The organism is Cobetia sp. MMG027, assembly GCF_027947415.1.
Lineage (GTDB): Bacteria > Pseudomonadota > Gammaproteobacteria > Pseudomonadales > Halomonadaceae > Cobetia > Cobetia marina.
In genome coordinates, this window is record NZ_JAQJIO010000005.1 from 300,939 (window position 1) to 326,709 (window position 25,771).

Genomic DNA, 25,771 nt, shown 5'->3' on the forward strand with positions numbered 1-25,771 from the left:
GCATCAGCGATGCAGGCCGTTTTCATGTTCTGCGCATTTTCACGTGCACAGAGGTGAGTGGGGGCGTCAGGCCGCCTGGGTCTTGGCGTTGAGCAGCTCAAGCAGGGATTCGCAGAAGCTGAAGCGCGCCTCGGCGTCTTCCATCTCGGTGGTGAAGCGCAGCGTGTCGGCACCTTCCAGCCTGTAGACATCGGGCTGGCGCTGGATGAGTGTCACCAGCGTCAAGGGATCGACAGGCGTCTGGGCGCCGAAGATGATGCGGCCGCGTGCGGCACCGGCTTCCAGCTTGACGATGCCCAGTGCCTGGGCGCGCTGGCGCAGCCGGGTCTGGCGGAACAGCGTCTTGACCGGCTCCGGCAACAGGCCGAAGCGGTCGATCATCTCGACCTGCAGTTCCCGGAGATCGCTGGTGTTCTCGGCGTTGCTGATGCGCTTGTACATCATCAGGCGCTGCTGGACATCGTGGAGGTAGTCACCCGGAATCAGCGCCGGCAGATTGAGTCCGACTTCCACGCCCTCATCCAGCGGCGATTCGATGTTGGGCGTCTTGCCGGCCTTGATGGCCTTCACGGCGCGATCCAGCATCTCCATGTACAGCGAGTAGCCGATGGTTTCCATCTGGCCGGACTGCTCATCACCCAACAGCTCGCCCGCGCCACGGATCTCCATGTCATGGGAGGCCAGGGTGAAGCCTGCCCCCAGGTCATGCGATTCGCTGATTGCCTCCAGACGCTTGACCGCATCGCGGGTCATGGCCTTGGGGTGCGGGGTCAGCAGGTAGGCGTAGGCCTGGTGATGCGAGCGCCCGACGCGCCCACGCAGCTGGTGCAGCTGCGCGAGGCCGAACTTGTCGGCGCGTTCGATGATGATGGTGTTGGCGCTCGGGACGTCGATGCCGGTCTCGATGATGGTCGAGCAGACCAGCACGTTGAAGCGCTTGTGGTAGAAGTCCGACATGCGCCGCTCCAGGCTACGCTCCGGCAGCTGCCCGTGGGCGACACCGACGATGGCTTCCGGCACCAGTTCCGCGATGCGTGCCGCGCTTTCCTCGATGGTCTTGACCTCGTTGTGCAGCACGTAGACCTGTCCGCCGCGCAGCAGCTCACGCAGGATGGCTTCCTTGATCACGCCGTCGTTGCGCTGCTGGACGAAGGTCTTCACCGACAGGCGGCGCGCCGGTGGCGTGGCGATGATGGACAGGTCGCGAATGCCGCTCATCGCCATGTTTAGCGTGCGCGGAATCGGCGTGGCGGTCAGGGTCAGGATGTCCACTTCGGCACGCAGGCTCTTGAGTCGCTCCTTCTGGGAGACCCCGAAGCGGTGCTCCTCATCGATGACCAGCAGTCCCATGTTGGGCAATTCCAGCGACTTGGAGAGCAGCTTGTGGGTGCCGATCACGATATCCGCCTGGCCCTTGCGGATGCGCTCCAGTGACGCTTCCTGGCCCTTGCCGCTGGTGAAGCGCGACAGCAGGGCGATCTCCACCGCGGTGTCGGCGAAGCGATCGCGGAAGTTGTCGTAGTGCTGCTGGGCCAGCAGGGTGGTGGGCACCAGCACCACCACCTGACGGCCGGAGTTGACGGCCAGGAAGGCGGCGCGCATCGCCACCTCGGTCTTGCCGAAGCCGACATCGCCGCACACTACGCGATCCATCGGCTGAGGAGAGCACATGTCCTGGATCACCGCGCCGATGGTCTGCGCCTGGTCCGGTGTCTCCTCGAAGGGGAAGCTGGCCGCGAAACGGGCGTAGTCCTCGGCGGGGAAGTCGCAGGCATGGCCGACACGCGCTTCGCGCCGTGCATAGACATCCAGCAGTTCGGCGGCAGTGTCGCGAATCTTCTCGGCCGCCTTGCGCTTGGCCTTCTCCCACTGCTCGGACCCCAGCTTGTGCAGCGGTGCCAGTTCATCGCTGGCGCCGGAATAGCGTGAGATCAGATGCAGGCTGTCCACCGGCACATAGAGCTTGGCGCCGTCGGCGTATTCAAGAGCGAGGAACTCGGCTTCCTGACCGCCGGCGTCGATGGTCTCGAGTCCCAGGTAGCGACCGACCCCGTGGGTGTGGTGTACCACCGGTGCGCCTTCGCGCAGCTCCGAGAGATGACGCACGGCCAGTTCGTTGTCATCGGTGGCACGCGCCTGACGACGGCTCTGGCGGACTACCTCGCCATAGAGCTCGGTCTCGGTGACGATGACCAGCCCCTTGGCGGCGTCTTTACGCTCGGGGGAGGGCGCCTGGGAGGCCTGCTCACCCGCTACCCAGGCACCACGCGTCAGGCCGCCGACGGTCAGGCCGACTGCGGCGGGACTGTCGACGAAGTGCTGGAAGCTCGCGAAGTCCTCCAGGCTGCGTAGCCCGAAGCTGCGCAGCAGCGGAGCGAGCTGCTCCTCGACGACTTCCCGGCGACCCTGGGTCTCGGCGACGAACAGGATGCGCTGTGCGCTCTGGCCGTTGAGTCGCTGCTTGAGGAAGCTCGCCAGCGCCTGGGTGGGGTCGGCGCTGCGTGCATCGATGGCGAGGCTGGGCAGCGCCTGCTGGCCGAATTCGATGGTGTGCGCATTGGGTTCGCGCAGCAGTTCGATGCGCTCATGCTGCTTGATCAACGCGAACAGTTCGTTGACCGGCACGAAGGCGCGATGCGGCGGCAGCAGCGGGCGCGTGGGGTCCACGCCGAGATTGGCGTAGCGCGTGGTGATGGCGTCCCAATGATGTTCGGCCGCTTCGCGAGCTCCCGGCAGCATGGCGATCCGCAGGTTGTCGCCCATGTGATCGAACAGCGTCGCGGTCTCCTCGAAGAACAGCGGCAGATACTGCTCGAGCCCCGGTGAGGGAATGCCCTTGATGGCATCGTTGTAGAGGATGCACTGGCGGGGGTCGACATCGAACAGTGTCTCGAAGCCCTCGCGGAAACAGGCGATGGCGCTGCGCGTCAGAGGATATTCGTGGGCGGGCAGGATCTCGATCGCCTCGACCTTGTCGCCGCTGCGCTGGGTGTCGGGGTCGAAGGCGCGCAGGGTGTCGATCTCGTCATCGAACAGATCGATGCGCAGCGGCTGCTCACTGCCCATCGGGAACAGGTCGATCAGCGCGCCGCGCAACGCATACTCACCGGGCTCGTAGACGGTCTCCACCGCACGGTATCCGGCACGTGAGAGGCGTGAGCGGAAATTCTCGCGGTCGAGGGTGTCTCCCCTGGCGAGACTGAAGACCTGGCCGGCGATGTAATCCGCCGGCGCCAGGCGCTGCATCAGGGTGTTGACCGGCACCGGCACGATGGCGCGGCGGCTGGCCTGCAGGGTGCGCAGCGTGCGCAGGCGCTCCGAGACGATGTCCTGGTGGGGCGAGAAACTGTCGTAGGGCAGTGTCTCCCAGTCAGGGAATGGCAGCAGGCGCTCCGGGTGGCGGGTATAGAAGTGCAGGTCCGCCTCCAGACGCTGGGCGCTGGCGGTGTCCGGCGTGATCACCATCAGTGGCGCTTCATCGGCGTCCGCCAGGCGCGCCAGCGCCAAGGCGGCAGCGCTGCCATCCTGCAGCGTCCAGTAGGTGGTCTCACGGGGAGAGCGTGGCAACGGGGGCGTCAGCGGAGTCTCGAACATGGGCTCTGGTGTCTTGTGTCCTGGGCTTGGGCGCACGGGAAGATTTACCGGCGGGAGGGGTGCTCCTCGCCAGTCACGCCAAACGGTGAAAGCCCGCGACGGCGCGAGCGATGGTGATGAAGGCGCAATGGTCGGCGCAGGGCGCTCCTCGTGGCAGCCAGCATGGAGGGGGCGTTCTGACGGCCCGCTCTGATGGTCGCAGACCCAACCCCTTGCCGTGACGGGGCTGCCGAGGCGGTGTCGTCAATGCCCTGCGCCTGATGATAGCAAGTCATTCCCTGTCATGGGGGCGAGGCGTGGCCTTTTCATCGGTGGCGAGGCCCGGAATCTCGCAAGAGCTTATCCGGCGATCCTCCACGGGATGCGGACGGTGCTTCAGGAAGGGCTCTTGTAGTCAAATCGTTGATTCTGTAGCACTACTACCCTCCGTGCGACCATCCTTTCATTGTGACCCCGCCCCCCGTTACGCATACTCAGCTGGCCTTGTCCGACGCTGCAAGCTCGCTTGCCGCGTTCGCCTATCGTTCGCCAGTCAGAGGAATTCCTCCGTGAGCAAAGAGAATCTCGAAGCCTGTTTCAAGCAGTGGCAAGACAATGAAGCCCTCGCCGAACAGATGATCCCGCTGCTGGGTGACCTCTATCGTCGCTTCAATGTCGTGCCCTCCATCTATGGGCGTTCGCTGATCAACCGCTCCATGGTGCGTATCCTCAAGAACCACCGTTGGGTGCGCAAGGCGGAAGGGGTGGAGCTGTCCGTCGAGGACACCTTCCCGCTGGTGCGTGCCATGATCGAGCTGAATCTCGGGCCGGCCCATGTCGATATCGGCAAGCTGGCGGTGGCCTTCAAGCGCTCCGACGAGACGGACATCACTGCCTTCCTCAAACGCGAGCTTGCCGAGATCGTCGGTGGCTACGTCGAAGGCGGCATGGGCGGCGACCCGAAGGATGTCGTCCTGTATGGCTTCGGGCGTATCGGCCGCCTGCTGGCGCGCATCATGATCGAGAAGGCCGGTGGCGGTAATCTGCTGCGTCTGCGCGCCATCGTGGTGCGTGGCAGCAAGGAGGATCTGGAAAAGCGGGCCAGCCTCCTGCGTCGTGATTCCGTGCATGGTCCCTTCGAGGGTAGCATCACGGTCGATCAGGAGAATTCGGCGCTGATCGTCAATGGCAACTACATCAAGATCATCTACGCGAACTCGCCGTCCGAGATCGATTACACCGCGCACGGCATCGACAATGCCATCGTGGTCGACAATACCGGCAAGTGGCGCGACGAGGCCGGCCTGGGGCAGCACCTCGAGTGCAAGGGCGTGGCCAAGGTGCTGCTCACCGCTCCGGGCAAGGGCGATCTGAAGAACATCGTCTATGGCGTCAACCACACCGACATCCGTGACGATGATCGCATCATCTCCGCGGCGTCCTGCACCACCAACGCCATCGTGCCGGTACTGAAGGTGCTGCACGACGAATACGGCGTCAGTCAGGGGCATGTGGAGACGGTCCACTCCTATACCAACGACCAGAACCTGATCGACAACTTCCACAGCGGGGACCGTCGCGGTCGCGCGGCGGCACTCAACATGGTGCTGACCGAGACCGGTGCCGCCAAGGCCGTCGCCAAGGCGCTGCCGGAGCTTTCCGGCAAGCTGACCGGCAACGCGATCCGTGTGCCGACGCCCAACGTCTCGATGGCGATTCTCAATCTGACGCTGGACACCGCAAGCGACGCCGAGCGCATGAATGACTTCCTGCGCACGGCCTCTCTGCACTCTTCACTGCAGAAGCAGATCGACTACGTCGATTCCTGTGAAGTGGTCTCTTCCGACTTCGTCGGCAACCGTCATTCCGGCATCGTCGATGGCCAGGCGACCATCGTCACCGACAAGCAGGCCGTCGTGTATGTGTGGTATGACAACGAGTTCGGTTACAGCTGCCAGGTCGTGCGTATCCTGCAGCACATGTCCAACGTGCGTTTCAGCTATTTCCCCACTCGCTGAGGCAATGGGTCGCGCCATGGCGTGATTCACGCACGGTGAGGAAAAAATGCCTGTCAATACAACGCCCCTGCCGTCCTCGATGGCAGGGGCGTTGGCGTGTTGAATGCCCTCACCACTTTAGTGTCGTATGGTCTTTCGGGGCTCGCATCTTTATAATGAGGCGGATTTTTTTGGGCCGGTCCAATCTCTGGGCTACACCTCCAACCGTCTGATAAGAAAAGCATTCACATCAACTGAAACGCGAATCTCGCGAGGTTGCCTGGCCGTATGTCGGCCTCGAGGCGTGTCATTGATGCGTGATCTTTCCTGAACAACATCAGATCCGACAATTGGGCGAGTCTATGATCGAAGTCAAACGTGGCCTGGATCTCCCCATCGCCGGGGCGCCGGAGCAGCGTATCGAGGATGCGCAGCCCGTTCGTCGCGTAGCGATCCTGGGTGTTGACTACGTCGGCATGAAGCCGACGATGGAAGTCCGTGAAGGGGACAAGGTGAAACTGGGGCAACTCCTGTTCACCGACAAGAAGACCCCGGGCGTCCGTTACACCGCGCCTGCTGCCGGGACCGTGGTCGAGATCAACCGTGGCGAGAAGCGCAAGCTTCTGTCCGTGGTCATCGAGACCGATGCGCAGGGCGAAGCGGTGGAATTCACCGCGCATGGCGAGGCGGCGCTGGCCGGTCTCGAGCGTCAGGTCGTGGTCGACCAGCTGGTCGACTCCGGTCTGTGGACGGCATTCCGTACCCGCCCGTTCTCGCGTGTACCGGCACTGGATGCCACCCCGGCAGCCATCTTCGTCACCGCCATCGATACCCACCCGCTGGCCGCAGATCCGGCCGTGGTGCTCAAGGGGCAGGAAGTTGCGTTCCGTCAGGGTCTCGTCGCATTGACGCGTCTGACCGAAGGCAAGGTGTTCCTGTGCCAGGCACCGGGCGCGGACATCCCGGGCGGCGATGTGGCCGGCGTGGTCAGCGAGTCCTTCAAGGGCCCGCACCCGGCAGGTCTGCCGGGTACGCACATCCATCATCTCGCACCGGTCAGCCTGAAACGTCATGTCTGGCATGTCGGTTATCAGGATGTCGTCGCCATCGGTACCCTGCTGGCGGAAGGGCGTCTGGACACCACGCGTGTCATCGCCGTCGGTGGCCCGCGTGCCACCAAGCCCCGCCTGCTGCGTACCCGTCTGGGCGCGAGCACTGAAGAACTGCTCAAGGGGGAAGTCGAGCAGCCGGAAGATACCCGTGTGATCTCCGGTTCCGTGTTCTCCGGTCTGACCTGTGAAGGGGCGCTGCGTTTCGTCAGCCGCTATCACACTCAGGTGAGTCTGCTGGAAGAAGGCAACAAGCGTGCCTTCATGGGCTGGCTGTCCACCGGTGCCAATCGTCACTCGGTGCTGGGTATCTACCTGTCGAAGCTGACCGGTCTGCGTGACTATCGTCCCAACACCTCCACCAATGGCTCCGAGCGTGCCATGGTGCCGGTGGGGGCGTACGAGAAGGTCATGCCGCTGGACATTCTGCCGACGCAGCTGCTGCGCTCGCTGATCGTGGGTGATATCGAGACCGGCATGCAGCTTGGCTGCCTGGAGCTTGATGAAGAGGACCTCGCACTGTGCACCTATGTGTGCCCGGGCAAGTACGAGTACGGTCCCATCCTGCGTGACAACCTCACCACGATCGAGAAAGAGGTCTGATGATGGGTATTCGACAGACTCTGGATAACCTGGAGCCGCACTTCCACAAGGGTGGCAAGTACGAGAAGTTCTACGCGCTCTACGAAGCCGTGGACACGATTTTCTATGCGCCGGCGAGTGTCACGCGTACCACCGCGCACGTGCGTGATGGTATCGACCTGAAGCGCATCATGATCACGGTCTGGATGTGTACCTTCCCGGCCATGTTCTTCGGCATGTACAACGCCGGCCTGCAGGCCAACGAGGCCATCGCTGGCGGTTACAGTGCATTGGGCGGCTGGCGTGAAGCCATCGTCATGATGCTGGCGGGCAGCCATGATGCGGGCAGCGTGTGGGCCAACTTCATCCTGGGGGCCACCTACTTCCTGCCCATCTATCTGGTGACCTTCGCGGTCGGCGGCTTCTGGGAAGTGCTGTTCGCGATGCGTCGCGGTCACGAGGTCAACGAAGGCTTCTTCGTCACCTCCGTGCTGTTCGCGCTGACGCTGCCGGCCACCATCCCGCTGTGGCAGGTCGCGCTCGGCATCACCTTCGGTGTGGTGATCGGCAAGGAAGTCTTCGGCGGTACCGGCAAGAACTTCCTCAACCCGGCGCTGTCCGGTCGTGCCTTCCTGTACTTCGCCTATCCGGCCAGCATTTCCGGTGACGCGGTGTGGGTGCCGGCTGACGGCTATACCGGTGCGACCGCACTGTCCACCGCGGCACAGGACGGCATGAGCGCCCTGATGCAGCAGATGAGCTGGACCGATGCCTTCCTGGGCTTCATTCCGGGCTCGTTGGGTGAGGTGTCGACGCTGGCCATCTTCCTCGGCGCGGCGGTACTGCTGTGGACGCGCATCGCCTCCTGGCGAATCATGCTGGGCGTGTTGCTGGGCATGGTCGCGACCTCGGCGCTGTTCAACGCCATCGGCAGTGACACCAATGCCATGTTCGCGATGCCGTGGTACTGGCATCTGGTCATCGGCGGCTTCGCCTTCGGCATGGTCTTCATGGCCACCGATCCGGTCTCGGCTTCCATGACCGACAAGGGCAAGCTGATCTTCGGTGCACTGATCGGCGTGATGACCGTGTTGATCCGTGTCGCCAACCCGGCCTTCCCGGAGGGCATCATGCTGGCGATCCTGTTCGCCAACCTGTTCGCCCCGCTGATCGACCACTTCGTCGTGCAGGCCAACATCAAGCGCCGCGTCAAGCGCGAGGCTGCCGGCATCGCGAACGAGGAGACCGCCTGACATGGCCAGCAACAATTCCATCAAGAAGACCCTCGGCGTCGCGCTCGGGCTGTGCATCGTCTGCTCGGTGGTGGTATCCACCGCAGCGGTCGTGCTGCGTCCGATGCAGATGACCAATGCCGAGCTGGACCGCAAGAGCAACATCCTCGCGGTCGCCGAGCTGCTGCAGCCGGGCGAGGATGTCGGCCAGCAGTTCCGTGACAAGGTCACCGCCAAGGTCGTCGACCTGAACAGCGGTGAGTACGTCGACGACATCGATCCGGAAAAGTACGACCAGGCCAAGATGTCCAAGGACCCGGCCACCTCACGTACCCTGTCCGGTGATGAGGATCTGCCGGGCATCAAGCGTCGTGAGCAGTACTCGGTGGTCTATCTGGTCGGTGATGTCGAGCAGCCGGACGAGATCATCGTCCCGGTGCGTGGCAACGGCCTGTGGTCGATGATGTACGGCTACCTGGCACTCAAGGGTGACGGCAACACCGTGGTGGGTCTGTCCTTCTATCAGCAGGGGGAAACTCCGGGGCTGGGCGGCGAAGTCGACAACCCGAAGTGGAAGGCCCAGTGGGATGGCAAGAAGATCTATCCCGAAGACAGCATGGACCCGGAAGTGCACCTGAAGAAGGGCGGTGTCAATCCGTCATCTCCGGATGCCAAGTACCAGGTTGATGCCCTGTCAGGTGCTACCCTCACCAGCAACGGCGTGACCAACCTGCTGCAGTTCTGGATGGGTGAGAATGGCTTCGCCAAGTACCTGACCCAGTTCCGCGACGTCAAAGGAGCGTAATGATGGCAGCCGAAACTCCTAAAGGTGTCCTGACGACGCCGATCTTCAAGAACAACCCCATCGCGCTGCAGATCCTCGGTATCTGCTCCGCGCTGGCGGTGACCAACTCGATGAACACCGCCCTGATCATGGGGATCGCGGTGTCACTGGTGACGGCGTTCTCCAGTCTGTTCATCTCGTTGATCCGCAATCACATCCCGTCGTCCATCCGCATCATCGTGCAGATGACGATCATCGCCTCGCTGGTCATCGTGGTCGATCAGTCGCTCAAGGCCTTCGCCTTCGAGACCTCCAAGCAGCTGTCGGTCTTCGTCGGTCTGATCATCACCAACTGCATCGTGATGGGCCGCGCGGAAGCCTACGCCATGCAGAATGGCCCGGCGATGAGCTTCATCGACGGTATCGGCAACGGTCTCGGCTACACCGTGATCCTGCTGGTGGTCGGCTTCGTGCGTGAGCTGTTCGGTTCCGGCTCCCTGTTCGGCGTGACCATCCTGCAGACCGTCAACGACGGTGGCTGGTACATCCCGAATGGTCTGATGCTACTGCCGCCGTCCGCGTTCTTCGTCATCGGTCTGTTCATCTGGGTGCTGCGCAGCGTCTATCCGGAGCAGGTCGAGAAGGCGGAGTACAAGATTACCGCCAACACCAAGATCAAGGAGGCCGTGTAACATGTTCGAACACTACCTGAGCCTGTTCATCAAGGCCGTGTTCGTCGAGAACATGGCGCTGGCCTTCTTCCTGGGCATGTGCACCTTCCTGGCGGTGTCCAAGAAGATCCAGTCCGCGATCGGTCTGGGCGTGGCCGTCATCGTCGTGCTGGCGGTGACCGTCCCGGTCAACAACCTGATCCTGAACTATCTGCTGCGTGAAGGCGCGCTGACCTGGACCGGTCTGGAAGGTGCGGAAAGCATCGACCTGTCCTTCCTGGGTTACCTGTCCTACATCGGCGTCATCGCGGCGATCGTCCAGATCCTCGAGATGTTCCTCGACAAGTTCGTGCCGGCGCTCTACAACGCGCTGGGCGTGTTCCTGCCGCTGATCACGGTCAACTGCGCGATTCTCGGTGCGGCCCTGTTCATGGTGCAGCGTGACTACAGCTTCGGCGAGTCCGTGATCTATGGCGTGGGTGCCGGCTTCGGCTGGGCACTGGCGATCGCCGCACTGGCCGGTATCCGCGAGAAGCTCAAGTACTCTGACGTGCCGGCTGGCCTGCAGGGTCTCGGCATTACCTTCATTACCGTTGGCCTGATGTCGCTGGGCTTCATGTCCTTCTCCGGCGTCCAGCTGTAACGCAACCGAGCATAAGGAAATCGAAATGGTAGATACCTCCATCATCGTGCTCGGCGTCGTCATGTTCACTGTGGTCGTGATCGGCCTGGTGCTCGTGATTCTCGCGGCACGCAGCAAGCTGGTCTCGAGCGGTGACGTCCAGATCGAGATCAATGGCGACCCCGCCAACACCCTGACCACCCAGGCCGGCGGCAAGCTGCTGCAGACCCTGGCGGCCAATGGCATCTTCCTGTCCTCCGCCTGTGGTGGCGGTGGTTCCTGTGCCCAGTGCAAGTGTCGGATCGAGGAGGGCGGCGGCTCCATCCTGCCCACCGAGGAATCCCACTTCACCATGGGTGAGAAGAAGGAAGGCTGGCGCCTGTCATGCCAGGTCCCGGTCAAGCAGGACATGAAGATCGAAGTGCCGGAAGAGATCTTCGGTGTGAAGAAGTGGGAAACCACCGTGACCGCCAACCCGAACGTCGCGACCTTCATCAAGGAGCTGAACCTGCAGCTGCCGGAAGGCGAGGAAGTCAACTTCCGCGCCGGCGGTTACGTGCAGCTGGAAGCGCCGGCCTACGACATCAAGTTCTCCGACTTCGATATCGAAGAAGAGTATCGTGGTGACTGGGAGAAGTTCGGTCTGTTCAACGTTCAGCACAAGAACGAAGAGCCGGTCATCCGCGCCTACTCCATGGCGAACTATCCGGAAGAGTACGGCATCCTGAAGTTCAACATCCGTATCGCCACTCCGCCGCCGAATTCCCAGCATCCGCCGGGGCTGATGTCCACCTATGTCTTCTCGCTGAAGCCGGGTGACAAGGTGACCGTGATGGGGCCGTTCGGTGAGTTCTTCGCCAAGGATACCGACGCCGAGATGGTCTTCATCGGTGGCGGTGCCGGCATGGCGCCGATGCGCAGCCATATCTTCGATCAGCTCAAGCGTCTGAATTCCAAGCGCAAGATGTCGTTCTGGTACGGTGCGCGCTCGATGCGCGAGTCGTTCTACAACGAGGAATACGACCAGCTGGCCGAAGAGAACGAGAACTTCGAGTGGCACCTGGCGCTGTCTGATCCGCAGCCTGAGGACAACTGGGAAGGCCCGACGGGCTTCATCCACAACGTCCTGTACGAAAACTACCTCAAGGACCACCCGGCCCCTGAGGACTGCGAGTACTACATGTGCGGGCCGCCCATGATGAACGCCGCCGTCGTCAAGATGCTGACCGACATGGGTGTGGAGCCGGAGAACATCCTGCTCGATGACTTCGGTGGTTGATCGATGATGTCACGCGTCGCAAGACGACTGGCAGGGCCGGCCCTCATGGGGCTGGCCCTGCTGGTTGCAGGCTGTGAAAATTCCAGCAACCCTGAGTTGCATCGCTTTGCCGGTCCCATCTTCGGCACCGGATTCCATGTCACGGTGGCAGGGGATCTGGATGTCGATGAGGTGGCGTCACTCAAGCAGGCGAGCGTCGAGGCGCTGGACAAGGTCGACTGGCAGATGTCGACCTACAAGGACACCTCGGAGCTCTCGAAGCTCAATCAGGCACCGCTGGATACGCCGATCATGCTGTCGGATGGCCTGGCGCAGGTGCTGGCCGAATCGCAGGATATCGGCAGGCGCTCCGAGGGTGCCTTTGACATCACCGTCGGCCCGGCCGTCAATCTGTGGGGCTTTGGCCCGGATGAGCGTCTCGACAAGGCACCGAGTGATGCACAGATCGCGCAGGCGCTCGAGAAGGTCGATCATCTGGCGCTGGAGCTCGATGGCAATACGGTGATCAAGCGCAAGCCGGTGTATGCCGACCTGTCGGGGATCGCCAAGGGCTATGGGGTGGATCGAGTCGCCGATGTGCTCGAGGCCAATGGCATCGAGAACTATCTGGTCGAGGTCGGTGGCGAGATCCGCGTCAAGGGTGAGAAGCCCGGCCACAAGCCGTGGCGTATCGCCATCGAAGCGCCGAAGTCCTTCGAGCGTTCCGTGCAGCGGATCATCGACCCCGGCAATGCTGCCGTGGCGACTTCCGGTGACTACCGCAACTATTTCGAGCAGGACGGCGTACGTTACTCACACACGATCGATCCGCGTACCGGTCGTCCCATTCAGCACTCCCTGGCATCGGTGACGGTCATCACGCCAGATTGTGCGAGTGCGGACGCCTGGGCCACGGCACTCAACGTGCTTGGCGCCGAGAAGGCAATGGCCATCGCAAGACGCGAGAACATTGCCGCCTATTTCATTGTCAAAACGGATGATGGCTTCAAGCAGTCCTGGAGTCCGGCATTCGCGCCCTATCTGAAGGACGCGCCGGCGACAGGCGACACGAAGCCCGCAGGGGAATCCAGCGTCTGAGCCTGTCTGCCGTCAGGCAGACGGGGAGGACGTGATCCGCTGCCACCTGTCGTGACACGCCCCTGACCGGGCCTGCCACTCACGATGCATCGGCACCCTCCCGTCAGGGCGGGTACCGATGTGGCGGTCGAGTCGGGTCGGTCACAGTGGGCCAACATGGGGCCATGCCCCGGGAGAAATGACATGACTATCTGGTTACTGGTGTTCGCCGCCATGCTGCTGTTGATCGGCGCGATGGCTGTCGGGGTGTTGATGGGGCGCAAGCCGATCGCCGGCTCCTGCGGCGGCCTCAACAACCTCGGGCTCAAGGATGGCTGTGATATCTGTGGCGGCAAGGATGACGAGTGCGAGAAGGAGCAGGAGCGCCAGCGTCTGATGGCCGAGAGCGGCGGCAAGCCGGCCAGTGATCTGGCCTACGAAGCCCCGCGTCGCTGATTTCTGCTCTGATGACTCAGAGCCCGCCGGCCGCAAGGCCAGCCGCCGGCCCTGGCATGCCATTCTCTCCCTGAGCAGAGTGTGGCGTGTCAGGGCCGGCCTACGAACAACCAAGGAGCAAAGCGAGTCTCATGGCAGTCTACAACTACGATGTGGTCGTGATCGGTACCGGTCCGGCAGGGGAGAGCGCGGCGGTCAATGCGGCCAAGCATGGTAAGCGAGTGGCCGTGATCGAGGCCCAGTCCTCCGTGGGCGGCAACTGCACCCACAAGGGCACCATCCCCTCCAAGGCCCTGCGTCACGCGGTCAAGCAGATCATCGAGTTCAACACCAATCGCATGTTCCGCGACATCGGTGAGCCGCGCTGGTTCTCCTTCCCCAAGGTGCTGGAACGTTCGCGTCGTACCATCGAGCAGCAGGTCGAGATGCGCACGCGCTTCTATGCTCGCAATCGCATCGACGTGTTCTTCGGTACCGCGCGCTTCAAGGACGAGCACACCGTGCTGGTGCGTGATGCCCATGAAGGGACCGAGGAGCTGCACGCGGAGAAGGTCGTGATCGCCACCGGGTCGCGCCCCTACCGCCCGGCAGACGTCAATTTCCGCCACCCGCGTATCTATTGCTCCGATACCATCCTGGGTCTGTCGCACACGCCGCGCACGTTGATCATCTACGGTGCCGGTGTCATCGGGTCCGAGTACGCCTCCATCTTCTCGGGGCTGGGCGTCAAGGTGGACCTGATCGATACCCGTGATCGTCTGTTGTCATTCCTGGACAACGAGATTTCCGACGCGCTGTCCTACCACCTGCGCAACAACGGCGTGCTGGTGCGCCACAATGAGGAATACGAGCGCATCGAGGGCGATGAGTCCGGTGTGGTCGTGCACCTCAAGTCCGGCAAGAAGCTGCGTGCGGACGCCTTCCTGTGGGCCAATGGGCGCACCGGCAACACCGACAGCCTCGGCCTCGAGAACATCGGTCTGCAGGCCAATGGCCGTGGTCAGCTGACGGTCGATGATCAGTACCGCACCGAGCTGGATCACGTCTATGCCGTGGGCGATGTCATCGGCTGGCCGAGCCTGGCCTCTGCTGCCTATGATCAGGGTCGCTTCGCCTCGGCCAATCTGCTGGGCGAGGAGTTCAAGTTCGTCAATGAGGTGCCGACCGGCATCTACACCATCCCCGAGATCAGCTCGGTGGGGCGTGGCGAGAGCGAACTGACCGAAGCGCGCATTCCCTACGAAGTGGGGCAGGCCTTCTTCAAGGACACCGCACGCGCCCAGATCACCGGCGACACCGTTGGCATGCTCAAGATCCTGTTCCATCGCGACACGCTGGAAATCCTCGGCATCCACTGCTTCGGTGATCAGGCATCCGAGATCGTGCACATCGGCCAGGCCATCATGCAGCAGCAAGGTGAGGCGAATACGCTCAAGTACTTCGTCAACACCACCTTCAACTACCCGACCATGGCGGAAGCCTATCGGGTCGCTGCCATGAACGGGCTGAATCGTCTGTTCTGATTACGCTGCGCTTGAAAGCGGTTCACAAGGCCTCGACATCTCTGGTGTCGAGGCCTTGTCGTATCCGGGGCTCTCGCAGTGACCTTTCCATTGACGAACCTTGAGGGCAATGACGCATGCAGCAGCATGATTGCGGGGAAAGCGGCACGCAGGAAAACAGCTCGCAGACAAGCGACACTCGGCAGACAAGCAATCATTCACGCAGGGCGCTGCAGGATGATCCGACCACGGACCTGACCCTGAGGCTGGGGCATGAGGAGCTGGTCATCCACCGCCGTTACGAGCTGGCCAGCATCATCAACGAGCTGGTGCTGGGCCTGTTGTTCACCATCGGCAGCGTGTGCTTCTTCTGGGATGAGTGGATGACGCTGGGGATCTGGCTGTTCGTGATCGGCTCGCTGCAGCTGACGCTCAAGCCGTTGATCCGCCTGGCGCGCCGCATGCACCTCAAGCGCCTGCCGGAATCAGGGCTGGATCTCTAGCAGGCGACTTCACAGTCTCACTGGCTCTCCGGCTCTAGAGATCAGCGATAGCGATGCACGCGCAGGCTCTTGAGAAAGGGCGTGTCCTCGATGCGCACATCTCCGCGTCTGGCGCGTGTGCGCTGTGCGGGCGGGGTCGGTGAGGGTTGGTTGAGCGCCGGCAGGCGCAGGTCATCGTGGGGCAGGAACAGCGGTAGCGAGACGTTCATCGCGCGGCGAGTGCGCAGCTCGCCATCCTCGCGCAAGACCGGCTCACGATAGAAGAGATTGGCGCGCATCAGCGGCGCCTGAGGCTGGATGCGTGCCAGTACCTCGTCAGAGGGCAGGCCCGCCAGCAGTCTGAGCTGCAGGCGCACGTGATCGGCCTCGGTATCCAGTTTCATCAGCATCGCCTCGCACTCCGGCACACTGACGCGCTGAATGGAGCGTCCAGAGCTGTACCAGGCGAAACGCACTCGCGCCACCGCTGCTTCCGCGACCGGTACGCGCCGCCAGCATTGCTTCAGATGCAGACGAGCGAGGCCATCGCCCTTCAGGTGCTGGTTGAGGCCGGGGTGGCGGAAGGGCAGGATGGCCTTGAGCTCCGCGAGTTGATCGGGATACGCCTCACGCAGTTCGGCAAACAGTCCCGCCAGATGCTCCTTGGCCAGATTGAGGGCGCAGACCGCCTGGATCACCTGCGGGCCTGCCGCCACCACGCCCAGATAGGGGCGGGTGACACGCCCATCCTGCCCATCCTGATACCACACATCCTGCAGCGCGAACCGTAGCCAATCGAGATCGGCATGGCCGCCATCCAGCCGCCACAGCGGCGAATTCTCCTCCGCGACGGCAGTGATGACCTGTTCGGCTGCGCTGATCTGTTCATCGAAGGCCGCCTCTATTCTGGCCATCAGCTGATATTCGGGCATGGTCCGCGTCCTGGTTGGCGCTTGAGGGATACACTCTTTTTATCGCGTTATCCTGTTTAGCGCAGCCTGGCGGGAAAGACAAGCGTGCGGATACGACACGAGGCGCCCCGCAGGGCGCCTCGTGGCATGGCTGGCATCTCCCGGGCGGGAAGCGTCGTCAAGAAACACGCGGCTTCCTCAGGAGCTGATCGCGACCTTGCGTCTAGCGATCGCGATAGCGTTCGGTGAGATCGCCATAGGCATCGATGCGGCGGTCACGCAGATAGGGCCAGATGCGGCGCACGTCCTCGCCACGCGCCAGATCCACCTCGACCAGCAACTCCTCGGGCTCGGTGCCGCCATGCGCCAGCAGCTCGCCCTGGGGTCCGCACACGAAGCTGCCCCCCCAGAACTGGATGCCTTCGCTGGCAGGCGTCGGGTCCGCTTCATGGCCGACCCGATTGGCGACGATCACCGGCACGCCATTGGCGACGCCGTGGCTGCGCTGGATCAGGGTCCAGGCATCCTTCTGGCGCGTCTGCTCGGCCGCATCATCGCGCGGGTCCCAGCCGATGGCGGTGGGATAGAGCAGCATCTCGGCACCGGCCAGTGCCATCAGCCGCGCGCCTTCCGGGTACCACTGATCCCAGCAGACCTGCACGCCCAGGCGGCCCACCGAGGTATCGATGGGCTCGAAACCGCGGCGCGGCGACTGAGCGCTGGGCGCATCACCCGGCGTGAAGTAGAACTTCTCGTAGAAGCCGGGATCATCCGGGATGTGCATCTTGCGGAAGGTGCCGACCAGGCCATCGGCCTTGTCGAGCACCACGGCGGTATTGTGATATACGCCCGCCGCGCGGCGCTCGAAGATGGAGCCGACGATGACCAGACCGAGTTCAGTGGCCAGACTGGCCAGGCGCTGGGTGGTCGGGCCTTCGAGGGGTTCGGCGAGATCGAAGATCGCGGTGTCTTCCGTCTGGCAGAAATAGTGGCTGGCATGCAGCTCCTGCAGCATCACCAGCTCAGCACCGCCGGCTGCCAGGCGGCGGATGGCCGCCTCGCTGGCCGCCAGGCTCGTATCCTTGTCGGGCCAGCCCTGCTGCTGGACGACACCGACCTTGAGTGTACGGCGGGAAGTGGTCATCACAGTGCTCCTTGAGAGGTGTTCGAGGTGGCCAGAGTGCCCTTGGGCAGTTGCATGGTCATGCAGTGCAGACTGCCATGCTGACGAATCACGGCGCGGCAGTCGACCGGGATGATGTCACGTCCCGGGAAGGCGCCCGCCAGGGCCTTGAGCGCGATCATGTCGTGACGATCGGCGTAGGTCGGTACCAGCACCGCGCCGTTGATGATCAGGAAGTTGGCATAGGTCGCCGGCAGGCGATGGCCATCTTCGGGATCGAAGCAGGCATCCGGCCATGGCAGCGGTACCAGGAAGTACGGATCGCCATTGGCATCCAGCATACCTTCCAGTTCGGCTTCCATCGCCTTGAGCGCCGGGTAGTGCGGGTCGTCGCGATCATCGCAACGCACGTAGGCGATGGTACGCGGGTCGCAGAAGCGCGCCAGGGTGTCGACATGACTGTCGGTGTCATCGCCTTCCAGATGGCCATTGGCCAGCCACAGGATGCGTGAGACACCGAAATCAGCCGTGAGCTGTGCCTCGACCTGCTCGCGGCTCAGCCCGGCATTGCGATTGTCGTTGAGCAGGCAGGCCTCGGTGGTCAACAGTGTCCCCAGGCCATCCGTCTCGATGCCGCCGCCTTCCAGAATGAAATCGCGACTTTCCACCGGGCTTGCATAGACCCCTTGAGCGGCCAGCGCTCGGGTCAGGGCGTTGTCACGAGCGGCTTCGAACTTTCCGCCCCAGCCGGTGAAGGTGTAGTCGAGCAGTACCGGCTGGCCATCACGTTCGACGGTGATGGGGCCGTGGTCACGCGTCCAGGTGTCATCCAGCGGCGCCACATGCAGATGCAGACGCTCGGCCGGCACGCCGAAACCGGCGAAGCGTGACGTGAGGCGCTCGCGGGTGGCCTCGTCACTGACGCTGATCAGCACGTGCTGATACCGGCTGATGGCGATCACCATGGCCTCGCAGGTGGCTTCGATGCTCTCGAGCATCTCGTTCCAGTCGCTGTGGGGGCTGGGCCAGCTGAGCTGGATGGCATCCTGCGGGTGCCATTCGGCAAGCAGACGGGTGGCCATGGGCATCTCCCTGATGAAGAAGTGACGGTAATGCCGCGATACCGCGGACTCGGCGCGCGATGATAGCAGAGCCATGCGTCGACGCTAGCCCCTGCGTGCGTCATATGGCCAGACACTCGAGACTGGCGGTTCATGCTGTTCTCATGCGAGGGCTGGCAAACTGGGCGCGATTGTGGCCCCATGCGCCGAGCCTGCGGAATGCGTATCATGGCCCGCGACCCTGACCCAAGGAATCGACTTCGATGCTGCTGGATCGCCTACCCTTTCTGATCGGCCTGCGCTATACCCGCGCCAAGCGCCGTAACCATTTCATTTCCTTCATTTCCCTGACCTCGATGCTCGGCCTGTCGTTGGGCGTGGCCGTGCTGATTCTGGTGCTGTCCGTCATGAACGGCTTCGACCACGAATTGCGTACCCGCGTACTGGGCATGGTGCCGCATGTGCGGGTCGAGGCGCGCGACAGCGTCACCGACTGGGAGACGCTCGCCGGCATGTTGCGCGAGAAGCCGCATGTCGTCGGTGCCGCTCCCTACATCGAGCAGCAGGGCATGTTCACCACCAATGGTCGCAACAAGGGCGCGCTGGTCACCGGTATCGATCCGTCCGCGGAGGACCAGGTCTCGATCATCAGTGAGCACATGGTGCAAGGAAGTCTGGCAGACCTCACGCCGGGCAGCTGGGGCATCGTGATGGGGGAGCTGCTGGCACGCAATCTCGGGGTCGGCGTCGGGGATCGCGTCACGCTGCTGGTGCCCGAGGCCTCCATCACGCCCGGGGGCATCTTCCCGCGCCTCAAGCGCTTCACGGTGACCGGCATCTTCAAGGTCGGCGCGGACGTGGATGCCAGTCTCGCCTACACCGACATCTCGGACATGGCCAAGCTGGCACGCTTCAAGGAAGGCGAGGTGCAGGGCGTACGCCTGAAACTCGATGACCTGTTCAGTGCCGATGCCGTCACCCGTGACATCATCAGCCAGCTGGGGCCGCAGTATCGCGGCATGGACTGGAAGCGTACCCACGGCAACCTGTTCGCCGCCATCCAGATGGAGAAGAACATGATCGGCCTGCTACTGATGGTGATCGTCGCCGTGGCAGCCTTCAACATCGTCTCGACGCTGGTGATGATGGTGACCGACAAGCACGCCGACATCGCCATCCTGCGCACCCTCGGGGCCAAGCCCGGCAGCATCATGGGCATCTTCATCGTCCAGGGGCTGACCATCGGCGTGATGGGGATCATCATCGGCGCCATCGCCGGGGTGGCATTGGCATTGAGCGTCTCCGACATCATCGCCTGGGTGCAGTCGACCTTCGGTATCCAGTTCCTGGATCCCAACGTCTACTTCATCAGCTATCTGCCGTCTCGTCTCGAGCTGTCCGACATGGGCGTCATCATCGGCTCCGCGCTGGTGCTGAGCTTCCTGTCGACACTCTATCCGGCCTGGCGCGCTTCCCGCATCCAGCCGGCCGAGGTGCTGCGCTATGAATGATCTACCGACATCGACCGATGCATCATCCCGCTCTGCTGCTGGAGACTCCGCCATGCCGACCCCGGCTTCTGACACCCGTGCGACTGACCTGGCTCACGGCAAGCCGATGTTGATATGTGAGCGCCTGAGTCGCAGCTACGACGAAGGCCCGCAGAAGGTGCAGGTTCTGGACGAACTGGAGCTGCGTGTGCACGCCGGCGAACGGGTCGCCGTCGTCGGCAGCTCCGGCTCCGGCAAGACCACGCTGCTCAATCTGCTCGGCGGGCTGGATCATCCCAGTCAGGGCATCGTGAAGGTGGCCGGCCAGCGCCTGTCCGAGCTCAGTGAGTCGGCGCTGGGCAGCTTCCGCAATCAGCACATCGGCTTCGTCTATCAGTTCCATCATCTGCTGGCGGAATTCAGCGCCGAAGAGAATGTGGCGATGCCGTTGATCATCCGGGGCCACAAGCGTGCCGAGGCCGCCGTCAAGGCGCGCAAGCTGCTGGAGCGTGTCGGCATGGCGCCGCGCGCCGATCACAAGCCGGGCGAGCTGTCCGGGGGAGAACGTCAGCGCGTCGCCATCGCGCGTGCGCTGGTGACGGACCCGAGCCTGGTGCTGATGGATGAACCGACCGGCAACCTGGATCAGACCACGGCGGCGCGCATTCTGGAGCTGATGGACGACATCGCTCGGGAAGCGCAGGCCGCCTTCATCATCGTGACCCACGACAATGGGCTGGCCGCGCACCAGCACCGTGTGCTGCGCCTGGATGGCGGCAAGCTGCACGAGGACTGAGCTCCACCGCTGAGTGGCGGATGTCTGCCTCACGCCATGCCAGAAAGCCAAAAGCCCCGCCATCGAGAGATGGCGGGGCTTTTTCATAGGCGGCGTCGTCAGCCTTCAGGACTTGTCGGTATCCGGGGCAGTGTTCTGGTCGGACCGCTGCGCCTTGGTGCAACGCCTGGCGGCCAGACGCGCCTTGCGGCGACTGCGCCAGCTACGCACGACCTGATAACGCCACAGCAGCCGGACCAGCACGTTGGCGAGCAGGGCGACCACCACCGCGCTGACCAGCGAGCCCAGCGCAAGTGCCGGCAGGATATCTTCCAGCTGGTTGGCGAACCAGGCCGCGGAGACCTGGTCCGGCATCACCCGGGCAGGCGTATCGAGCATCCAGGCGCCCACGCGATAGGTCGCGTAGTAGACCACGGGCATGGTCAACGGGTTGGTGATCCACACCAGACCTACCGAGAGCGCAAGGTTGCAGCGCAACGCCCAGGCGCCGAAGGCGGCCACCACCATCTGGAAGGGGATCGGCAGCAAGGCACAGAAGAAGCCCACCATGCACGCATTGGCAACGGTTCGACGCGACAACGCCCACAACGCGGGGTCGGCGATCAGGTGATGCATGAAGCGCAGGGATTTCTTGCGCCTGAGGGCATCCGGTTCCGGCATGAACCGCTTGAGTAGACGACGAGGCATGGCTTGGCCATTTGGCATTCAACGCCGGCCATTATCCATACATGTCCCCGGGACTGCCATGCTGTGAGCTCAGTTAAGCGGCCCGCATCGTGCAATCCTGTGTGCTTGAAATGATGCTGAACGCAGGCCAGCCCCCGTCATGCCTGATGAAGAGCGATATCTGCCTCCTTGAACGATTCGTCTGAAAAGCTGCCCGTGGGCGCGAGCGACGCCACGCGGTTTCGCGGGTCCTGGCTGACACCGGGGGCTCTGATCCAGTGGCTCGCCGGTCTGGTGGCCGGGGTGTGGCTGTCGCGTCAGGGGGAGTGGGCGGCCGATTGGCAGGGACGCATGCCGGATGGCGCACCCGAAAGCGCAGGGGATGTCTTGAGCGGGATGGCAGACAGCCTGTTGCTGCCATCCCTGGTGCTCAGCCTGCTGGTGATGCTCGCCTTCGCGCGACGCCCGGCAGTCCTGCGGCTGGGGATTGCTCTGTGGGGCGGGCTGCTGCTCGGGCTGGTGCATCAGCCACTCATGCTTGCCGAAGCACTGGCGCGCGAGGATATCTGGCTGGAGGGGCGCATCGAGCAGGCCAGCCGTTCGCTCCCGGCCCCGGGGGAGTCGGTGCGTCTGGTCTTCAGGGTGGAAGCCTGTCGAGCCTCGGGCGCTGACGGCGAAGCAGGCGGAGAGCAAGGTGAGGCGCTCAAGCCCCCCAGGGTGAACGCATCCGGCATGACGAGCGCCGGGCGTGAGCTGGCCTGTCGTCGTCTCGAGGGCCAGCGGGTGCAATTGCGGCGCTACTGGCCGCGGCGTACCGCCTCTGAATCATCAGCTTCGCCTCTTCTCGTTCCCTGGCAAGCAGGGGAGCGGTGGCGGCTGATCGCCAGACTGGTGCCGCCGCATGCTGCCAGCAACCCGGACGCGCTGCAGAGTTTTGATCGGGTCAGCTGGTGGTGGCGCGAGGGGATCGTGGCGACGGGGTACGTGCGAGACCCCGCCCGAGCACAGCGACTGGCACCACCCCGCGGGGTGGCAGCGTTGCGCCTGGCGGCCGAGCAGCGGCTCTGGCAGGGCTGTGGAGGGCGGAGCGATGACATCCAATGGGCGCATTCGCCCTGCCGCTGGCTGGCGGCGCTGACGCTGGGGCGTGCCTCGGCGCTGACTCGCGATGACTGGGAGTCCTTGAATGCCACCGGGTTGACGCACCTCGCCGTGGTGTCAGGGCTGCATGTCGGGCTGATGGCAAGCCTGGTGCTGGTGGTGAGCTTTGGCGTCCTGCGCCGTCTTCGTCCTGCCGACTGGCGTTTCAGCGTCGCTCCCTGGTGGCTGGCGTGTCTGGCGGCCTGGAGTTTCGCGATACTGGCGGGGCTGGCGCCGCCGGCGCTGCGAGCGGCGCTGATGACAAGTGTTGGGTTGTGGATGGCCAGCGGGCGCAGCGGCCTGGGCGTCTGGCAGATATGGATGCTGGCGTTGTCGCTGGTGATCGGCCTTGATCCGCTGGCCTTGTGGCGACCCGGCACCTGGTATTCGTTCCTTGCCGTGGCAGCGCTGCTGCTGGCCTGGCAGGGGTGTGAGCGTCCCCGCGGCGCGCTGGGCTGGTGTCGTGCCACGCTGCGCAGCCAATGGGTGTTGACGCTGGTGATGGGGGTCGCTCTGCTGGTCGGGCGTGGTCAGCTGTCATGGCTTGCCATGCCGATGAACCTCGTCATTGCACCGCTCGCGACCCTCCTGGTCGTGCCGTTGGGAATGCTGGGCTGGGGGCTGGCTGGCATCGACTCCCTGCTGGACGCGATGGGTTTGCGGCTGTCGGAAGGGGCGGGAATGAGCGGGGCGCTGTGGCAGTGGCTCGCCGAGCGAGTGGATCATGGCATGGCGTGGCTCGGGACCGTCACGCAGCGCCATGGCCTCTGGCCCGCACGGGCAGCGACGGACACCCTGTCCGCCGACATGGCAGCAGCGATGGCGATGATGGTACTGGGCGGCCTGTGGCTGGCAAGTGGAGTGCCGGGGTTGGAGCGCCGTGTCAGAGGGCTGTGCACCGCCCTGGCGATGCTGTGGGGGACGGGGCTTGCCTTGCTGCTGTGGCCGCCTGCGCCATGGCCGTCCAGCGCCCACGCCGGCGAAGGACGCACAGGGCGCGACAGCGAATGGCTTGCCGATTCGCGAGCGGCCCCGTTGGTCTTGACCGTTCATGACGTCGGACAGGGGCTGGCGATATCGCTCAGGGTAGCGGGGCGCGTGCTGTCACCTGAGACGATGGAGGATCTTCCTCGTCATTGGCTCTATGATCTCGGCCCCGGTGCTGCCTTTGGGCCACCGCGCATGGGGGAGCTGCTGACGGCTGCCGAGGCGCCCTGGGGCGTCATCATCAGTCATGGTGATGGCGATCATGCAGGCGGGCTGGCGGCGCTGCGAGCGGAGCAGGTCGCACAGTTGTGGGTGCCTGAGGGACAGAGAGGCCGTCTTGACCGTCAGGTCGGCTGGCTGAAGGGCGTGCCGACCGCGTCCTGTGAGGCAGGGCGGCGCATCACGCTCGGCCATCTCGCCGACCGCCCCGTGAAACTGGAGATGCTGTGGCCGCCGCCCGGGTGGAAGGTGCGGCGTGACAATGCCCACTCCTGTGTGGTCCTGATCGCGTGGGGTGAGCGTCCGCTGGCGTTGCTGAGTGGCGATATCGGGGTGCAGGAGGAGCGCCAGCTGGTGGAGCTGCTCTCGCGTCGGCTGGCGGGAAGCCCGCTGCCATTGCTGGTCGTCGCGCACCATGGCAGTCGCAGCAGCAGTGGGGAATCCTGGCTCGCGCGTCTGGCACCGCGCCACGCGATCATCAGTGCCGGACGCTACAATCCGCATGGTCATCCGCATGACGAGGTGGTCGAACGCCTGATGCGGCATGCGCAATGTGTCTGGCACAGTGGCCTGGAGGGAGCGCTGCGCTGGGAGTGGTCCCCTGACGCGGAGCGCCTCATTCCCGCGCGGGGTGCTGCCGGTATCGATACGCAGTGCCTTGGGGTAAAATCCGTTGATTGATCAGGGGCATGGCGAATGTCTGCCTGTCAGCGTGCCAGGGACGCGGTCGCGCAGGCCTGATGACGACAACAATGATCGGCGCCGTTGACGGTGCACCATCAAGACCAAGGGAGAGGTCACATGTTGGAAGCCTTGTACGCAGGGGGGCTGCTGATGCTCCCGATCCTGGGATGTTCGGTCGTGGCACTGGCCATCATCCTCGAACGTCTGTGGACGTTGCGCACGCGCCGTATCGCGCCGCGCGGTCTGGGACAGCAGGTGTGTGAACTGATCAGTCAGGGACAGGTCAATGTCTACTGGTTGGAGAGTCATTCGCCCCTTGGGGGGGTGCTGGCGGCAGGGCTTCGCAATGCGCGCCTGGGCAATGAACAGGTGCGTGCGCGCATTCAGGAATCGGCCGTTGCGGTAATCCACGACATGGAGCGCTTCCTGAGCCCCCTGGGGACCATCGCGGCCATCACCCCGCTGCTGGGCCTTCTGGGCACGGTGGTCGGCATGATCGATGTCTTCGCCGTGATCGTGGACGCCGGGTCCGCCGAGCGTGCCCAGGAGCTGGCCGGCGGGATTTCCCAGGCGCTTGTCACCACGGCGGCGGGTCTGACGGTCGCGATTCCGGCGCTGATGTTCCATCGCTATTTCCAGCGTCGAGTGGAAGATATCACCGTGACCATGGAAGAGCAGGCGGGGCAGGTGGTGGAGTACATCTCGCACCATCAGGGGGAGCTGGGGCTGGCCGAGAGTCATGACGGCTTCGATCGTCGCGCGGGCCAGCGCAACGGGCCAGCGCCGAGGGAGAGTCTGCCGGAAGACCTGCCGGCCTACATGCGTCGGGACGAGGATGATCCGCTGTCGGGCTCCGACACGCTCGCCGATCGAGGCGTGGGGCCCGGGAGGCCGTCATGAGGTTTCCTCGTCGCCAGCGTGAATCGGTCGAGGTCAATCTCACGCCGCTGATCGACGTGGTCTTTCTGCTGCTGATCTTCTTCATGGTCTCGACCACGTTTGACAGTCGACGCGCCCTGGACCTGATTCTGCCGCAATCCAGTCAGGCCAGCGCCGTGGAGCAGGCGCCGCTGATCATGACCATCGGCGCCAAGGGAGATTTCACGCTCGGTGACACCTCGCTCACCGAGTCAGCATTGGGGGCTGCGCTTGCACGACACAAGGACCAGGCTGATCGCTTCGGGTTGATCCTCGAAGCCGATGGCCGTACGCCACATGCGAAGGTGGTGAAAGCGTTGGACGCTGCCGCCGAAGTGGGCATTACCCGAGTGCGCATCAGTACGCGCACCGGGACCGATACATCACCACCGGATGCCCCATGAGGGCGCCGCTCAAGTCTATGGAGACCC

20 protein-coding genes and 1 pseudogene are annotated in these 25,771 nt (G+C 63.7%); 16 read left to right on the forward strand and 5 right to left on the reverse strand.

The window, feature by feature from the left end:
* Positions 1-66 precede the first annotated feature (66 nt).
* Complete coding sequence (gene mfd, locus PJK54_RS08820; RefSeq protein WP_271302658.1) at positions 67-3,594, reverse strand: transcription-repair coupling factor; 3,528 nt, start codon at positions 3,592-3,594, stop codon at positions 67-69.
* A 548-nt stretch (positions 3,595-4,142) separates the two neighbouring features.
* Here mfd and PJK54_RS08825 point away from each other — a divergent pair.
* The 11 genes from PJK54_RS08825 (at position 4,143) to PJK54_RS08875 (ending at position 15,366) form a co-directional block, all read left to right on the forward strand.
* On the forward strand, positions 4,143-5,591 hold the full coding sequence (locus PJK54_RS08825; protein WP_077371996.1) for a glyceraldehyde-3-phosphate dehydrogenase: 1,449 nt from the start codon (positions 4,143-4,145) through the stop codon (positions 5,589-5,591).
* Positions 5,592-5,932: 341 nt separating this feature from the next.
* Positions 5,933-7,282: a Na(+)-translocating NADH-quinone reductase subunit A gene (locus PJK54_RS08830; protein ID WP_084209148.1), complete on the forward strand. Its 1,350-nt coding sequence runs from the start codon at positions 5,933-5,935 to the stop codon at positions 7,280-7,282.
* On the forward strand, positions 7,282-8,514 hold the full coding sequence (locus tag PJK54_RS08835) for an NADH:ubiquinone reductase (Na(+)-transporting) subunit B (RefSeq protein ID WP_077372002.1): 1,233 nt from the start codon (positions 7,282-7,284) through the stop codon (positions 8,512-8,514). The genes PJK54_RS08830 and PJK54_RS08835 overlap by 1 nt, the downstream gene beginning before the upstream one ends.
* A 1-nt stretch (position 8,515) precedes the next feature.
* Complete coding sequence (locus PJK54_RS08840) at positions 8,516-9,298, forward strand: Na(+)-translocating NADH-quinone reductase subunit C (RefSeq protein ID WP_077372005.1); 783 nt, start codon at positions 8,516-8,518, stop codon at positions 9,296-9,298.
* Positions 9,299-9,300: 2 nt separating this feature from the next.
* Positions 9,301-9,969 (forward strand): NADH:ubiquinone reductase (Na(+)-transporting) subunit D, encoded by a 669-nt coding sequence (locus PJK54_RS08845; protein ID WP_077372008.1) that lies wholly within the window; start codon positions 9,301-9,303, stop codon positions 9,967-9,969.
* Position 9,970: 1 nt separating this feature from the next.
* Positions 9,971-10,591, forward strand: a complete 621-nt coding sequence (gene nqrE / locus PJK54_RS08850) for an NADH:ubiquinone reductase (Na(+)-transporting) subunit E (RefSeq protein ID WP_077372011.1) — start codon at positions 9,971-9,973, stop codon at positions 10,589-10,591.
* Between the two features lie 25 nt (positions 10,592-10,616).
* The gene (gene nqrF, locus PJK54_RS08855) at positions 10,617-11,849 is read left to right on the forward strand and encodes an NADH:ubiquinone reductase (Na(+)-transporting) subunit F (RefSeq protein ID WP_077372013.1); all 1,233 of its coding nucleotides are present in this window, start codon (positions 10,617-10,619) and stop codon (positions 11,847-11,849) included.
* Between the two features lie 6 nt (positions 11,850-11,855).
* On the forward strand, positions 11,856-12,926 hold the full coding sequence (locus PJK54_RS08860; RefSeq protein ID WP_271302659.1) for an FAD:protein FMN transferase: 1,071 nt from the start codon (positions 11,856-11,858) through the stop codon (positions 12,924-12,926).
* 183 nt (positions 12,927-13,109) lie between these two features.
* Positions 13,110-13,361: a (Na+)-NQR maturation NqrM gene (nqrM, locus tag PJK54_RS08865; RefSeq protein ID WP_077372016.1), complete on the forward strand. Its 252-nt coding sequence runs from the start codon at positions 13,110-13,112 to the stop codon at positions 13,359-13,361.
* 131 nt (positions 13,362-13,492) lie between these two features.
* Positions 13,493-14,884 (forward strand): Si-specific NAD(P)(+) transhydrogenase, encoded by a 1,392-nt coding sequence (gene sthA, locus PJK54_RS08870; protein ID WP_077372019.1) that lies wholly within the window; start codon positions 13,493-13,495, stop codon positions 14,882-14,884.
* Between the two features lie 116 nt (positions 14,885-15,000).
* Complete coding sequence (locus PJK54_RS08875; RefSeq protein WP_084209146.1) at positions 15,001-15,366, forward strand: YrhK family protein; 366 nt, start codon at positions 15,001-15,003, stop codon at positions 15,364-15,366.
* A gap of 41 nt (positions 15,367-15,407) precedes the next feature.
* Here PJK54_RS08875 and PJK54_RS08880 read toward each other — a convergent pair whose 3' ends face one another.
* The 3 genes from PJK54_RS08880 to PJK54_RS08890 all read right to left on the reverse strand — a co-directional run bounded on the left by PJK54_RS08880 (position 15,408) and on the right by PJK54_RS08890 (position 18,461).
* A complete protein-coding gene (locus PJK54_RS08880; protein WP_271302660.1) occupies positions 15,408-16,277 on the reverse strand; it encodes a DNA replication terminus site-binding protein in 870 nt (289 codons plus the stop codon).
* A gap of 202 nt (positions 16,278-16,479) precedes the next feature.
* On the reverse strand, positions 16,480-17,400 hold the full coding sequence (locus PJK54_RS08885) for a carbon-nitrogen hydrolase (protein WP_271302661.1): 921 nt from the start codon (positions 17,398-17,400) through the stop codon (positions 16,480-16,482).
* Entirely contained in the window at positions 17,400-18,461 is a 1,062-nt protein-coding gene (locus PJK54_RS08890; RefSeq protein WP_271302662.1) for an agmatine deiminase family protein, read from the reverse strand. Before PJK54_RS08890 ends, PJK54_RS08885 begins: the two co-directional genes overlap by 1 nt.
* A gap of 245 nt (positions 18,462-18,706) precedes the next feature.
* Between PJK54_RS08890 and PJK54_RS08895 the strand changes: the two genes are divergently transcribed.
* Both PJK54_RS08895 and PJK54_RS08900 read left to right on the forward strand, forming a co-directional pair.
* Entirely contained in the window at positions 18,707-19,951 is a 1,245-nt protein-coding gene (locus PJK54_RS08895) for a lipoprotein-releasing ABC transporter permease subunit (RefSeq protein ID WP_077373141.1), read from the forward strand.
* Positions 19,952-20,003: 52 nt separating this feature from the next.
* A complete protein-coding gene (locus PJK54_RS08900) occupies positions 20,004-20,726 on the forward strand; it encodes an ABC transporter ATP-binding protein (RefSeq protein WP_077372034.1) in 723 nt (240 codons plus the stop codon).
* Positions 20,727-20,831: 105 nt separating this feature from the next.
* On the opposite strand, the gene PJK54_RS08905 is transcribed toward PJK54_RS08900, so the two are convergent.
* Positions 20,832-21,413: a DUF2062 domain-containing protein gene (locus tag PJK54_RS08905; RefSeq protein ID WP_271302663.1), complete on the reverse strand. Its 582-nt coding sequence runs from the start codon at positions 21,411-21,413 to the stop codon at positions 20,832-20,834.
* Between the two features lie 168 nt (positions 21,414-21,581).
* Between PJK54_RS08905 and PJK54_RS08910 the strand changes: the two genes are divergently transcribed.
* The 3 genes and pseudogenes from PJK54_RS08910 (at position 21,582) to PJK54_RS08920 (ending at position 25,744) form a co-directional block, all read left to right on the forward strand.
* Entirely contained in the window at positions 21,582-24,419 is a 2,838-nt protein-coding gene (locus PJK54_RS08910; protein ID WP_271302664.1) for a ComEC/Rec2 family competence protein, read from the forward strand.
* Positions 24,420-24,539: 120 nt separating this feature from the next.
* A pseudogene (locus PJK54_RS08915) lies at positions 24,540-25,124 on the forward strand (MotA/TolQ/ExbB proton channel family protein); the annotation flags it as partial.
* 194 nt (positions 25,125-25,318) lie between these two features.
* On the forward strand, positions 25,319-25,744 hold the full coding sequence (locus PJK54_RS08920) for an ExbD/TolR family protein (RefSeq protein WP_077372047.1): 426 nt from the start codon (positions 25,319-25,321) through the stop codon (positions 25,742-25,744).
* The last annotated feature ends 27 nt before the right edge of the window (positions 25,745-25,771 follow it).